Origin of the sequence: Mycobacterium sp. E3247, assembly GCF_001667785.1 — a bacterium.
Lineage (GTDB): Bacteria > Actinomycetota > Actinomycetes > Mycobacteriales > Mycobacteriaceae > Mycobacterium.
Genome location: NZ_LZJG01000136.1, coordinates 1 through 13,344, shown reverse-complemented (window position 1 = coordinate 13,344; position 13,344 = coordinate 1). Strand labels below are relative to the sequence as shown.

The following is a 13,344-nucleotide window of genomic DNA, read 5'->3' as shown; positions in this document are numbered from 1 at the left end:
TGGACGTCGGGACATTGGGCGGCGGCGGTGGGCAGGGCGGAACCGACGAGGGCCGACGCGCCGAGGCCGGACGCCGCGGCGACTGCTGGAGCCAGGGAACGGATGAAGAGACGTGCGATCATGCCGCGACTAGTGCCCATACGGACCCCTCCCAAACTGTCAATATGGCGAACAATTCGTCATTGTTTCCTGTATACCTAGGCGCCGCAACATGCGTCGGATGAGCGCCGCGTGTCGTCGCACCGATATGACGCCCATCCGAAAGGACCCGGGAAAACGCGATCTAACGAAACTGCCCCCGGGCCGCCGTTTGGTGTCGATCTCCCAGGGTAGCCGGTCCGGCGAACACGCTGACGACACGGAAGGGTGATGACATGGCTACGGGTGAAACAGGTTTCGATGACGTGACTTTCGACCTCATCTCCGTGCAGTACCACTCGCTGAAGGCGGGACACGACTACGGCCAGTACGTGCGCGACGCGAAAGACGCTGGCATGGACGACGTCGCATCGTTCTTCAGCGAGGTGATGGCACAAGACTCCGAGCGTGCGCGGCGATGCCACGAGTTCCTGGGCCGCCTCCAGGCGACGGCCTCGGCCGGGCCGGCCGCGCGCTAAGAGCGCCGGCAACGCCGCGTCCGGCAAAACAGCCTGTCTGGCAGCAGCTTTTGGTGTCGGCAAGGTCACATGCCGGCAAACACGCCCGCGTCGTCGCGCACAGCGCTATTAGAATTCCGTAAGATTAGTGAAAGTTCTTTGTGTGTAAGCGCGGAGCAAGAGCAAGTGAGCACGGAGCAGAGTGTGGACACGGACCTTTTCGACGCCGTCATCGTCGGCGCGGGCTTTGGGGGCATCGGCGCCGCGATCCAGCTCAAGCGCCTCGGGTACGACAACTTCGTCATCGTGGAGCGCGAGGACGACCTGGGTGGCACCTGGCACGTCAACCACTACCCGGGGATCGCCGTCGACATCCCGTCGACCACCTACTCCTACTGGTTCGAGCCCAATCCGGGCTGGTCGCGGCTGTTCGCGCCTGGCGGTGAGGTCAAGAAGTACGCCGAAGACGTCGCCGACAAGTACGACGTGCGTCGCAAGATGCGGTTTAACACCACGGTGGAAGGCGCCCAGTGGGACGAGGACGCCGCGGTGTGGCGGGTGGCGCTGGCGGGCGGGGAAACCCTGACGTCCCGTTTCCTGATCACCGCCACGGGCTTCCTGTCCCAGCCGCGCATGCCGGACATCCCCGGCGTCTCCAGCTTCCGGGGCAAGGTGGTCCACACCACCGCGTGGGACCACGACTACCGCTATCAGGGCCGGCGCATCGCGGTGATCGGGACCGGGGCGTCGGCGGTGCAGGTCATTCCGGAGCTGGCCAGGCAGGCCGGCGAGCTGACCGTCTACCAGCGCACCGCGACCCACGTGTTGCCGAAGTTCGACTTCGGGTTCTCCCCGGGGGTGCGGCGGCTGTTCGCCCGGGTGCCGGCGGCCCAGCGTGCGCTGCGGTGGGTGACCGACATCCTGCTCGAGATCATCATGGTGGTCGGGGCGCTGCACTTCAAAGAGTCCCGCGGGCGGGGCAACATCTCCGCCTCCGACCTGGCCAAGATCAACCGGTTCCGGTGGATCCGCGATAAGGAACTGCGCGCCAGGTTGACGCCGGACTATGACCTCGGCTGCAAGCGGCCGACCTTTTCCAACACCTTTTACCGCGCGTTCACCCAGCCCAACGTGCACCTGGAGACCGCCGGGATCGAGCGGATCGAGCCGGACGGCGTCGTCACCGTCGACGGGCGTAAGACCGTGATCGACACCCTGGTCCTGGCGACCGGCTTCGACCTGTGGGAGGCCAACTTCCCGGCCATCGAGGTGGTCGGCCGCAAGGGCCGCAACCTCGGAAAGTGGTGGCGGGAGACCCGGTTCCAGGCCTACCAGGGCGTCACCATGCCGTACTTCCCCAATTACTTCAGCCTGGCCAGCCCGTTCGCCTTCTCCGGCCTGTCCTTCTTCCACACCATCGAGTATCAGATGCGGCACATGGACCGGCTGCTCGGCGAGGTCAAGCGCCGCGGCGCGACGACCTTCGAGGTGACCGAGGAGGCCAACGACGGGTTCATGGAGCGGATGACCGAACGGCTGGACAACACGGTGTTCTACTCCGGCAACTGCGCCACGTCGCGGTCGTACTACTTCAGCCCAAGCGGCGAGGCGTCGCTGCTGCGGCCGACGTCGACGTTGAACTCGGTGCGGGAAGCCGCGACGTTCCCGCTCAGCGACTACGTGATCGCGTAACGCCACACCCGCCACAGCAGCCCCGGGCCGCGGCGGCCGTTCCAGTGACGCGTGTGGCTGCTGGGACGCCGGCGATTCCGTGGATTTACCCGCGTGCCGTTTGCGCGCGCCGCAGCGGGGTAATCGGCCCGAAGCAGATACGCGGACTTCCGTCCGTTACCGATGCGAAAGTCGATGTGGCCCAATGGAAACACTGTGCCGGGGATGCGCTTGCCTGGCGATCACCTTCGCCTTCGTGCTGGGTGATATCGACGCGCCCGCGCATTCGGTAGCCGACTCGCCCACACAGCAGCTGCTACCCCTGCACACCCAGGAAGGAACACATTGACCATCGCCTCGGGGGCCAGCCAGCCCAACACGTTGTCGGCCCTCTTGCGGCTGCTGGGCGTCGAGAACGCCTCCGCCTACCAGCACCGCCCGGCCCTGGCCCGGTGGTTCGAGCACAACACGCCAAGCGCGGGCCTGCGAGTCAGCCTGCGCGCCAACGGCTACGGAGTGATGTTCCTGTCGTCGCTGCGTCCGATGCGCTCGACGGTTTCCGGGCTTCGAGCAACCGCCTAGGACCCGGCCGGCCAATCGGCCAGCGTGTCCAGATACAGCCCGCGCACCTCGGCGATGCGGTCGGTCAACGTGTCGAGGGTCCAGTCGTCGACCGGGATCGGCGGGAGCACCGCGACGTCCACCGTGCCGGGGTGAATCTCCATCGAATCCCGCGCGGCGATGATCTCCGCGTTGCGGATCACGATCGGCACGATCGGAATTCCCGCCGCCATCGCGATGCGGAACGCACCCTTCTTGAACGGCCCCACCCCGGTGGTGTCCAGCGCGGTGCCCTCCGGGGCGATCAGGATCGACAGCCCCTGCTTCGCGCGCTCCTCGACCTGGTGCAGGGTTTCCACCGCCGCGGCGGTGTCGTCGCGGTCGAGGAACACCCCGTCGTTCAGCTTCAGCAGCGTGCCGATGATCGGGTCGCTCGCGAGTTCCTTTTTGGCGATCTTGATCCAGTTGTCGCGCAGCAGCGCGGCGGCGACGAACGGGTCGACGCGGTTGCGGTGGTTGTAGAGGAAGACGGCCGGGCGCTGCGCCGTCAGGTTCTGTGTGCCAACGACATTGATGCGGATGCCGTTGGTCGCCAGCAGCGCGTGGGGCCAGGTGGAGGAGAAGAAGTTGAGCCCGCGGCGCCGGCTCCCGCTGAGCAGGCCAAGCCCCAGCGCGCCGGCGGCGAGCGGGACGGCCAACCCGAACCCCGCGACCAGCGCCGCCTGCCTGCGGAGGCCGGCGATCGGCCCGCCCGGACGTGGGGCGTCCGCGGCGCCGGGGTCGGCGGGTCCCGGGCCGCCGGGATCGGCTAGTTCACCGCCGGCGGTCATCGACGTGACGCGCGGGGTAACCGCCGCCCGGCGCGCATCGCGCGCAGCTTGTTGAGCGCCTTCGACGACGTGAACTGCAGGTTTTCGGGATCGTAGAAGAACCGCATCGTCCGGAACGGGAAGTACAGCAACAGCAGTGTGGTGATCGCCGTGTAGCCCGCGGGACTTCTGACCCCGTGCAGGTCGGTCGTCCTCGTATAGCGCGTGACATACCGGTAGAACTCGCGCGGTGACGACTCCACCCGCCGGGCCGACATGGCGACCACCATGCCCGGCTCGTAGGCGATCTCGAAGTCGTTCTTGAACAAGGTCAGCGCGAGATCGACGTCCTCGTGCAGGCAGTCCTCGAGGTCCAGCTGCGTCAGGTGGCGGACCGACTTCCACGCCTGGGCGCGAATCGCCATGTTGGCGCCGATGAGGAACCGCTCGTTCTTCGCGTATTTGTGCACCTTGCCGCGCAGGGTGGAGTCGGTCCAGAACAGGAACCCCCGCAGCGGCATGTCGTGAAACCCGATCGGCCCGCTCGCCGCGTCGACGTCGGGATCCTCGAACCGGCGGCGAATCGTCTCGACCCAGTCCCTGGCGACCACGGAATCGGCGTCGGTCCGGGCGATGACGTCGCTGCGCGCGTGATCGAAGCCGTGGTTGCGCGTCGGGGCGATGCCCTGATGGTCGTTCTGCTCGATCAGCTGGATGTCGACGTGCGGGTTCTCGGCTTGAAACCGGCGCACGATGGCCGCGGTGCCGTCCGTCGACTTGTTGTCGACGACGATTATCTCCTCGGGCGCAGAGGTCTGGTCGAGGCACGATGCCAGGCATTTGCCGATATAACGTTCCTCGTTATAGGCCGGAATGACGATCGCGACGGACGGCTGTTGGGGCATTACTCAGAGACCAATCTGCGAAGGCGCAGAAACGGAAACTGGCATTGGCCCCGACCCTGCGCCGGTGGAACATGCGCACCGAATTGCCCGCTGCGGGGAATTCGGTGCGCTCATTGATTCGGACCCTAAGGCAATCGCGGCCCAGTCTGCCTCCGGATATCGCTTGTTTTCTCGAAACCTTAACCCCGCAAGGGCAGCTTGTTCAACACGTGTCTACGTTGAACACATGAGGGAGCAGTGTAGCGCCGGTCGTGACGTTCCGCTCGGCTTCGGCAACCACCGGAAACGGCGCCCGCTCGGCGGTACGGGGCGCGAAAATGCCCGCCGCGCAGGCGGACTGACGACTCGGGTCGGGCCGACCTGCGCAGCCAGCGGCCCCGAGGTGACGCCCGTCACCGGCCGGAGGGAGCGCCCGCTGCCGTTGCGGCAGGTCGCCGGAGACCAAGAAGACGGCAATTGTTCGATTTGCGAGTCGTCATCGCCCGTCGTAGCGTACGTTTACCCGCGGAACACACCAACACCAAAGTGGACGTCCGTGCTAAGCGTCGTGCGCATTACGAGAAACCTCGGGGCAAAGGGCAATAATTGAAATCCGAGTGACCAACAATCGCACGGCCACCGCACATCCGGAACAGCCATTCATCGCACGCGCCATCCGCCGATTTTCGATCCCCATCATCTTCGGGTGGCTGGCAGTCGCGGTCCTGGTGAGCCTCTGTGTCCCATCGCTGGAAAAAGTCGGACAAGAACATTCGGTGTCCATGACGCCCGACGAAGCGCCATCGATCCAGGCGATGAAGCGGATGGGCAAGGTTTTCGCCGAATCCGATTCCGACAACGCGGCGATGATCGTCCTCGAGGGCGACCAACCCCTTGGCGACGACGCGCACAAGTTCTACGCCGCCCTGATCCGCACGCTGAAAGACGACCGGCGGCACGTCCAGCACGTTCAGGATTTCTGGGGCGATCCGCTCACCGCCGCGGGCGCGCAAAGCGCCGACGGCAAGGCCACCTACGTGCAACTCGACCTCGCCGGTAACCAGGGCGAGGCCCTGGCGGCGGAATCGATCGAGGCGGTTCGGGGCATCGTCGCGCGAACGCCCCCGCCCGCCGGGCTCAAGGTCTATCTGACCGGGCCCTCGGTGCTGATCGCGGACATGCACGCCAGCGGCGACAAGTCCCTGGTCTTGATCACGGCGACGACCGTCCTGGTGATCTTCGTCGTGTTGCTCGCCGTGTACCGCTCGATCGTCACCGTCGTGCTGCTGCTGCTCCTGGTCGGCGTCGAGTTCGTCGCCGCGCGCGGAACCGTCGCGTTGCTCGCAGACCTGGGCGTCGTCGGGCTTTCCACCTTCGCCATCAACCTGCTCACCTCGCTGAGCCTGGCGGCCGGAACGGACTACGGGATCTTCCTGCTCGGCCGTTACCAAGAGGCCCGCCAGGCCGGCGAGGACCGGGAGACGGCCTACTACACCACCTATCGCGGGGTGGCCCACGTCATCCTCGGCTCCGGCCTGACGATCGCGGGCGCGACGTACTGCCTGAGCTTCACCCGGTTGCCCTATTTCCAGTCCCTGGGCATCCCCTGCGCTGCGGGCATGCTCGTCGCCGTCGCGGCCGCGCTCACCCTGGGGCCCGCGGTGCTCACCGTCGGCAGCCGCTACGGCCTCTTCGACCCCAAGCGGATGATCAAGGTCCGCGGCTGGCGACGGATGGGCACGGTGGTCACCCGCTGGCCCGCGCCCGTTCTGGTGGCGACGTGTGGCGTCGCCCTCGTCGGGCTGCTCGCGTTGCCCGGGTACAAGACCAGCTACAACGACCGGCAATACGTTCCCGCTTACATTCCGGCCAACGCCGGCTACGCCGCGGCCGACCGCCACTTCTCCCAGGCGCGGATGAAGCCGGAGCTCTTGTTGGTCGAGGCGGACCACGACCTGCGCGACCCGGCAGACATGTTGGTACTGAACAAGTTAGCCAAAGGCGTGCTCGCCGTGCCGGGTGTCTCCCGGGTGCAGGCGATAACCCGGCCGGACGGGACCACACTCCCGCACACCACGCTGCCGTTCATGATCGGTGCGCAAAACGCCGTCCTGGCCGAGAACAGCGCCTTCCAACGGCAACGGATGGACGATCTACTGCGGCAGGCCGACGAGCTGGCGACGATGATCGCCATCATGCAGCGCATGCATGGCCTGATGTCGCAGCTCGTCGCCACCACCCACCACCTGACCGGCGAAACCCACGACGTGCAGGCGATCACGGCCGAATTGCGTGACCGCATCTCGGATTTCGAGGACTTCTGGCGCCCCGTGCGCAGCTACTTCTACTGGGAACGCCACTGTTACGACATCCCGGTCTGCTGGTCGCTGCGATCGATCTTCGACGCGATCGACGGAGTCGACGAAATCAACGACAGGCTCGGCGATTTGGTCACCGACATCGACAAGATCGACGTGCTCCTGCCCCAGCTGATCGCCCAGATCCCCCCGATGATCGACTCCATGGCCAGCATGCGGACCATGATGCTGACGATGCACAGCACCATGTCCGGGGTGCTCGGCCAGCTGGATGAGAACGGCAAGAACCCCGGCGCCATGGGCCAGGCGTTCGACGCGTCCAAGAACGACGATTCCTTCTATCTGCCACCGGAAGTCTTCAACAACCGAGACTTCAAGCGCGGCATGGAGATGTTCTTGTCGCCGGACGGCAAGGCCGCGCGCCTGTTCATCCTGCACCGAGGCGACCCGGCGACACCCGAGGGCTTCGCGCGGGTCGAGGCCATCAAGACCGCGGCCGAGGAGGCGCTGAAGACCACCCCGCTGGAGAACGCACGGATCTCCCTGGGCGGCACCGCGGCGGTGTTCAAGGACATCTCCGACGGCGCCAGCTACGACCTGATGATCGCGGCGATCTCCTCGCTGTGCCTCATCTTCATCATCATGCTGGTGATCACCCGCAGCCTGGCCGCGGCCGTGGTGATCGTGGGGACGGTCGCGCTGTCGCTGGGAGCGTCGTTCGGGCTCTCGGTGTTGTTGTGGCAGCACCTCATTCGGATGGAGCTGCACTGGTTGGTGCTGGCGATGTCGGTGATCATCCTGCTGTCGGTGGGGTCCGACTACAACCTGCTCCTGGTCGCCCGGTTCAAGCAGGAGATCGGCGCCGGGCTGAACACCGGGATCATCCGGGCGGTCGGCGGTACCGGCAAGGTGGTCACCAATGCGGGCCTGGTGTTCGCCTTCACCATGGCCTCCATGGCGGTCAGCGAGCTTCGGGTGCTCGGCCAGGTGGGCACGACGATCGGCCTGGGCCTGCTGTTCGACACCCTGGTGGTGCGCGCGTTCATGACCCCGGCCATCGCCGCGCTGCTGGGCCGCTGGTTCTGGTGGCCGCTGACGGTGCGTCCCCGCCCCGCCAGCGCCATGCTCCGGCCGACGGGGCCCCGCCCGGCGGTGCGGGCCCTGCTGGGCGAGTAGCTAGATCAGCTGCGCGAGCGCGGTGACGACGATGAGGGCCAGCACGGCCCCGCCGATGACGTGCACCTGGCGCCGGGGCGTGAGTCGCTGCGGGAGGGGCCGCTGCTGCAGGGTGTGTTGGCGGCGCACGGCGATCAGGAACGTTCCCAACGCCACGGCGCCGGCGAGCCCGGCGGGGACCAAGTCGGCCGGGCGGACGGGGCCGTGCAGGTTCCTGATCATCAGCAGGGCGCCGTTGCCCAGGAACGCGAACGACGTCCGCGTCCAGGCCAGCGTCGTCCGCTCGGCCTGGTCCCCGCGTTCCGCCGTCGACTCGCTCAACTCATGACCGCCTTTGCGATCACCAACGCGAGCGCGATCAGCCCCACCACCGTCAGGCCCACCGCCAGGTAGGTCGGCGAGGGATGCCGTGGCAGCGGGGTCCCGTGACGCATGGCGCGATCCGCCTGCTGCCAACGCAACAACCCCATCCCGCTGGTGAGGATGGCCAGCAGCGCGAGCCCCCCACCGAGCACACGGCGCGCGCCGGGGACTCCCAGCTCCGGGACCAACTGCACGAGCGCCACGGCCGCGGCGAGCAACCCCAGCGCCGTGCGCTGCCAGGCCAGAAAAGTCCGCTCGTTGGCGAAGGTGAACCGGTAATCGGGCTCGCGCTCTTCGGCGCTGTCGGTGTCGGCCACGAGGCACATCGTTGCATGATGAAGCCTGTGGTCAAGGCGCTGCTGTTCGACGTGCAAGGCACGGCGACGGACTTTCATTCGACGTTGTGCGAGGAGGCGCGGCGGATCGCCGCCGGGCGGCACCCGGAAGCCGACTGGCCCGACGTGGTACGGCGTTGGCGCGCAGGCTACTTCACGACGCTCGACACGGCGGAGCACCACGGTACCGCGTGGGTGTCGGTGCGCGCGGTGTATCGGCGGGCCCTCGACGCGGTCCTGGACCAGCGCGGCATCGCCCTCTCCGGCGCCGAACGCGACGAGTTGACCCTGGCCTGGCAGCGGCTCAAGCCCTGGCCCGACGCGGTGCCCGGGCTGACCCGGCTTCGAACCGCCTACACCCTGGCCACGCTGTCGAACGCCGACGTGTCGGCGGTCGTCAGCATCTGCAAGCGGGCGGGGCTGCCCTTCGACGCGATCTTCGCCGCGGAGATGGCCGGGGCGTTCAAGCCCGACCCGGCGGTGTATCGGATGGCCGCGACGTATCTGGGCCTGGACGCCGGCGAGATCATGATGGTGGCCAGCCACAAGTACGACATCCGCGCCGCGGCCCGGCTCGGGTTCCGGACCGCCTTCGTCGCGCGCCCGCTGGAGTTCGGCACCGACGGCGACGCCGACGTGACCTATTCCGACGAATTCGACATCAACGCGTCCGACTTCCTCGATCTCGCAGCCCAACTCGGCTGCTGATCGGTTCAGGCAGTCGCGAAGCTCGGCGGGACGGTATTGGTCAGCGCCGGGTCCGGCTTCTCCGACGACATCGACAGGAAGCCGCGCGCGCAGCGCGCCGCCAGCAGCCAATTGGCTGGCTTCTTCATGTCCAGCCCGCCCAGCAGCTGCTTGATCATGGTCAGCGTGTCGAAGTAAATGCGTTCGCACACAAGCGTTTCCGTCTCGTCGAAGACGAAGTAGGCGGTCATGCGGACCCGGAACCGGCTGCCCGTCGGCGGCACCTTGCCGAGGTAGCCCAGATGGGTACCCATCAGCCAGAACTCGACGATCACCGCGTCGGCACTGTGCCGCAGCGCGATGATCTCGTGGTCCTGGTCGGGAAACGCGGTGCGGGTGTAGGCGTAGTAGTCGCGCACCGCTCGATCGCCGTCGTGGACGATCATCTGCGGGATCAGCTCGTAGCGCGGATGCGGGAAGGTCGACAACACGTCGTCCCAGTCCTGGCGGACCTCGTCGTGGAAGTGGTCGAGCACGAGCTTCTGGCGGGCGGCAAGTACGTCCGCGGCGGGGAACGCGGGAATCGTCATGACGAATAGGTTAGGCGGAATTTTGATAGCGCCGGCGCTATCAAGTTTTCGAGTGCGCACATGCTTCCGGACCGCGCGCTACCCCCGGGGCGGCGTCCAGGCGACCGGCAGCGCCTTGATGCCGTGGATGAACTGCGAGAGCAGCCGGGCGGGCTCCTCGACGGCGACGATGTCGGGTATCTCGCGGCGCAACTCGTCGAAGACCACCCGGATCTCGCGGCGGGCGAGGTTGGCGCCGAGGCAGAAATGCGCCCCGCCGCCACCGAAACCGAAGTGCGGGTTGGGGGTTCGCGCCAGGTCGAAGAGCCAGGGGTTGGCGAACGTCGCCTCGTCGCGGTTGGCCGAGTTGTACCACAACACGGCCTTGTCGCCCTCGGCCATCTTGGTGCCGCTCAGCTTGAAGTCGCGGGTCAGCGTCCGCCGCATGTAGACCACCGGCGAGGCCCACCGCACGATCTCCTCGACCGCCGTCGGCGCCAGCCGGTCGAAGTTGGCCCACCACTTGTCCCGTTCGTCGGGGTAGCGCGACAGGGCCAGCACGCCGTGGCTGATCGCGTTGCGCGTCGTCTCGTTGCCCGCCACCACCAGCAGGATGAAGAAGGACGCGATCTCCGCCGACGACAGCCGCTCGCCGTCGACCTCGGCCTCCACCAGGCTGCTGGTCAGGTCGTCGTGGTGATTGACGCGGCGGTCCTCCGCCAGCGCGGACGCGTAGGCGCCGATGTCCATCGAGATCTTGAGGAATTCGTCGAAGTCGGTCGTCAGGTCGGGGTCGCCGAACCCGAGAATCACGTTGGTCCAGTGGAAGATTCGCTGATGGTCCTCCTCGGGGATCCCCATCATGTCGCAGATGATCTGCAGCGGCAGCGGGCCGGCGAGCTCGGTGACCAGGTCCGCTTCCCCGTTGGGGTGATTGGCGATCAGCGACGCGACCAGCCGTCGGGCCCGCTCGCGCACCGACGCCTCGATGCGCGCCACCACCTTCGGGGTGAACGCCCGGCTGACGATCGAGCGCAGCCGCTGGTGCCGCGGGTCGTCGAGCACGATCATCGAACCGAAGTACTCGGCGATCTCCGGCGCGTTGTCGTTGACCGTGATGTTGGGGCTGGAGCTGAAGATCTCCGGATGGCGGCTGGCGAAGTGCACATCGTCGTGCCGGGTCAGCGACCAGTACCCGTCGCCCGCCACGAACCCCTCCATCTCGATCGCGGGCCAGAACGAGATGGGCGCCTCGCGGCGCAACGTGGTGAAGGCGCCGTCGCGGAAGTCGTCGTCGAGGCCCCAGAAGTCCAGCGAGTCCAGGTGGATGTCGGACAAAGGGACCTCCGGCGGCGGAGCCCCGTTCGTTCGCGTCGCGATACCCGTCTTAGTGGGCACAGACGGTCCTGCCGCCCGCCGACTGCGCGTCGGCGACCACGTTGCCGTCGAGCAGGATCCGGCAGCGCAGGGGGCCGGCGCCCTGCGCGCTGATCACGAACACCTGCCCGCCGAAGGAGGTGAACTCCGTCGACCACGGCAGCGGCACGTTGACCTGGTGCAGCTGACCGGCGTCGGTCTGGTACGAGATGTACTGCGCGACCGGGCCGCCGGTCACCTCGTAGCGGGCCTGCGGCATCTGGGGGATGGCCTGGGCCACGCCGGGGACCGTCGCGACCCAGCCGACTCCGACGGCGAACAGGATCCTCAGGCCACGCCGATGCTTCGTCATGATTTGCATCGTGTCACCACATGCGGTGCTACGGAAGCTTTCCGCCCAGACGAAGCGGCGCCGCTCTAATGTGAGTCCCACGGGGGCTGGCACGGGAAGGTGAGTATGTCGGAACACGGCGCAAAACGTGTGGTGGTTTGGGGCACCGGCTTCGTGGGCAAGATGGTGATCGCCGAGATCGTCAAGCATCCGCTGTTCGAACTGGTGGGGGTCGGCGTCAGCAACCCCGACAAGGTGGGGCGCGACGTCGGCGACATCTGCGGGCTGCCCGAGCCGGTCGGCATCATCGCCACCGACGACGTCGACGCGCTGATCGCGCTGAAGCCCGACGCGCTGGTGCACTACGGCCCGACGGCGATGCACGCCCAGGACAACATCGCGCTGATCACGCGGTTCCTGCGGGCCGGGATCGACGTCTGCTCGACGGCGATGACCCCGTGGGTGTGGCCGACCATGCACCTCAACCCGCCGCAGTGGATTCAGCCCATCACCGAGGCGTGCGAGCTGGGGGAGTCGTCGTGCTTCACCACCGGCATCGACCCCGGATTCGCCAACGACCTGTTCCCCATGACGCTGATGGGCCTGTGCTCGGAGGTGCGCCGGGTGCGCGCGTCCGAACTGCTCGACTACACCAACTACGAAGGCGATTACGAAGTCGAGATGGGGATCGGCCGCGAGCCCGAATACCGCCCGCTGCTGGAAGACTCCAACATGCTGATCTTCGCGTGGGGCGCCACCGTGCCGATGATCGCCCACGCCGCGGGCATCATGCTCGACGAGATCACCACCACCTGGGACAAGTGGGTGACACCGACCGAGCGCAACACCGTCAAGGGCGTGATCAAACCCGGGCACGTCGCCGCGGTCCGGTTCACCATCAACGGGATCTACAAGGGCGAGAACAGGATTCAGCTCGAGCATGTGAACCGCATCGGCCTCGACGCCGCCCCCGACTGGCCCACCGGGCACGACAACGACGTCTACCGGGTGGAGATCGAGGGCACGCCCAGCGTGTTCCAGGAAACCGCGTTCCGGTTCACCGACGGGTCGGGCCGCGACGCGGCCACGGCCGGGTGCCTGGCCACCGGGATGCGGGCCCTCAACGCCGTGCCCGCCGTCAACGACCTGCGGCCGGGCTGGGTCACGCCGCTCGACCTGCCGCTGATCGCCGGCGCCGGCAACATCCGCTGACGGCCGGCGCACAGCCGGCACCTATGTTCCCCTGAGACGCGGTACAGGTTTCGGCGGCACAATAACGGCTAGCCTGGGATGCGAGTTGCCGAAGTTGGGGTTGGGACATATGGCCAATGGAGCTGGGACCGCGCTGGGCCTGTCGATCGGTAACACCAACCTGGCGGCGGTGGCCGCCGGCCGCGCCATCACCCGCAAGCCCGTCCTGACGCTCTACCCCGAGCGCGCGCCGGAGGTGGGCGTGCCCGCGGAGAACCCGCGGCTCGACCAGCCCGGTCTGGTGATGACCGGATTCGTGCAGCGGGTCTCCGACCCGCGGGGGCTGGTGGCGGCCGACGGCTCGGTGCACCGCGGCGAGCAACTGATCGCCGACGCGATGCGCGCGCTGGGACCATTCGGCCACCGAGCTCAGCGCGGTGCCCACGGCGTCGACCGCTTCGGAGGCCCAGTGGGCG

The 13,344-nt window shown here is 67.3% G+C and carries 12 protein-coding genes and 3 pseudogenes; 7 read left to right on the top strand and 8 right to left on the bottom strand.

Annotated features, from left to right (window positions below; translation table 11 throughout):
- Nucleotides 1–140, bottom strand: a pseudogene (locus tag A9X04_RS31325) (cutinase family protein); the annotation flags it as partial.
- A gap of 234 nt (nt 141–374) precedes the next feature.
- On the opposite strand from A9X04_RS31325, the gene A9X04_RS07450 reads away from it, so the two are divergent.
- The 3 genes from A9X04_RS07450 (at nt 375) to A9X04_RS07440 (ending at nt 2,849) form a co-directional block, all read left to right on the top strand.
- Nucleotides 375–617, top strand: coding sequence for an acyl carrier protein (locus tag A9X04_RS07450; protein ID WP_067919008.1), 243 nt, complete (start codon nt 375–377; stop codon nt 615–617).
- A 183-nt stretch (nt 618–800) separates the two neighbouring features.
- Nucleotides 801–2,288 (top strand): NAD(P)/FAD-dependent oxidoreductase, encoded by a 1,488-nt coding sequence (locus A9X04_RS07445; protein ID WP_067919010.1) that lies wholly within the window; start codon nt 801–803, stop codon nt 2,286–2,288.
- Between the two features lie 324 nt (nt 2,289–2,612).
- A complete protein-coding gene (locus A9X04_RS07440; RefSeq protein WP_068093751.1) occupies nt 2,613–2,849 on the top strand; it encodes a hypothetical protein in 237 nt (78 codons plus the stop codon).
- An 8-nt stretch (nt 2,850–2,857) separates the two neighbouring features.
- Here the strand turns inward: A9X04_RS07440 and A9X04_RS07435 are convergent.
- A pseudogene (locus tag A9X04_RS07435) lies at nt 2,858–3,628 on the bottom strand (lysophospholipid acyltransferase family protein); the annotation flags it as partial.
- Between the two features lie 26 nt (nt 3,629–3,654).
- On the bottom strand, nt 3,655–4,542 hold the full coding sequence (locus A9X04_RS07430; protein ID WP_067919006.1) for a glycosyltransferase family 2 protein: 888 nt from the start codon (nt 4,540–4,542) through the stop codon (nt 3,655–3,657).
- A 596-nt stretch (nt 4,543–5,138) separates the two neighbouring features.
- On the opposite strand from A9X04_RS07430, the gene A9X04_RS07425 reads away from it, so the two are divergent.
- Nucleotides 5,139–8,015: an RND family transporter gene (locus tag A9X04_RS07425; protein ID WP_231985673.1), complete on the top strand. Its 2,877-nt coding sequence runs from the start codon at nt 5,139–5,141 to the stop codon at nt 8,013–8,015.
- Here the strand turns inward: A9X04_RS07425 and A9X04_RS07420 are convergent, their stop codons facing one another.
- Nucleotides 8,016–8,336: a DUF202 domain-containing protein gene (locus tag A9X04_RS07420; RefSeq protein WP_067919004.1), complete on the bottom strand. Its 321-nt coding sequence runs from the start codon at nt 8,334–8,336 to the stop codon at nt 8,016–8,018.
- A complete protein-coding gene (locus tag A9X04_RS07415; protein ID WP_067919003.1) occupies nt 8,333–8,704 on the bottom strand; it encodes a YidH family protein in 372 nt (123 codons plus the stop codon). The genes A9X04_RS07420 and A9X04_RS07415 overlap by 4 nt, the downstream gene beginning before the upstream one ends.
- 6 nt (nt 8,705–8,710) lie before the next feature.
- Between A9X04_RS07415 and A9X04_RS07410 the strand changes: the two genes are divergently transcribed.
- Complete coding sequence (locus tag A9X04_RS07410; RefSeq protein WP_082974856.1) at nt 8,711–9,421, top strand: haloacid dehalogenase type II; 711 nt, start codon at nt 8,711–8,713, stop codon at nt 9,419–9,421.
- Nucleotides 9,422–9,426: 5 nt separating this feature from the next.
- Here the strand turns inward: A9X04_RS07410 and A9X04_RS07405 are convergent, their stop codons facing one another.
- From A9X04_RS07405 to A9X04_RS07395, 3 genes are all read right to left on the bottom strand, one after another.
- Nucleotides 9,427–9,990: an ester cyclase gene (locus tag A9X04_RS07405; protein WP_067919002.1), complete on the bottom strand. Its 564-nt coding sequence runs from the start codon at nt 9,988–9,990 to the stop codon at nt 9,427–9,429.
- Nucleotides 9,991–10,068: 78 nt separating this feature from the next.
- Nucleotides 10,069–11,367 carry a cytochrome P450 gene (locus A9X04_RS07400; RefSeq protein ID WP_067919001.1) on the bottom strand — a complete coding sequence of 433 codons (1,299 nt, stop codon included), beginning with the start codon at nt 11,365–11,367 and terminating at the stop codon, nt 10,069–10,071.
- Nucleotides 11,357–11,698 (bottom strand): MmpS family transport accessory protein, encoded by a 342-nt coding sequence (locus A9X04_RS07395; protein WP_197509080.1) that lies wholly within the window; start codon nt 11,696–11,698, stop codon nt 11,357–11,359. The genes A9X04_RS07400 and A9X04_RS07395 overlap by 11 nt, the downstream gene beginning before the upstream one ends.
- A 105-nt stretch (nt 11,699–11,803) precedes the next feature.
- On the opposite strand from A9X04_RS07395, the gene A9X04_RS07390 reads away from it, so the two are divergent.
- Nucleotides 11,804–12,889 carry a dihydrodipicolinate reductase gene (locus A9X04_RS07390; protein WP_067918999.1) on the top strand — a complete coding sequence of 362 codons (1,086 nt, stop codon included), beginning with the start codon at nt 11,804–11,806 and terminating at the stop codon, nt 12,887–12,889.
- A gap of 109 nt (nt 12,890–12,998) precedes the next feature.
- Nucleotides 12,999–13,344: pseudogene (locus A9X04_RS07385) on the top strand (hypothetical protein); the annotation flags it as partial.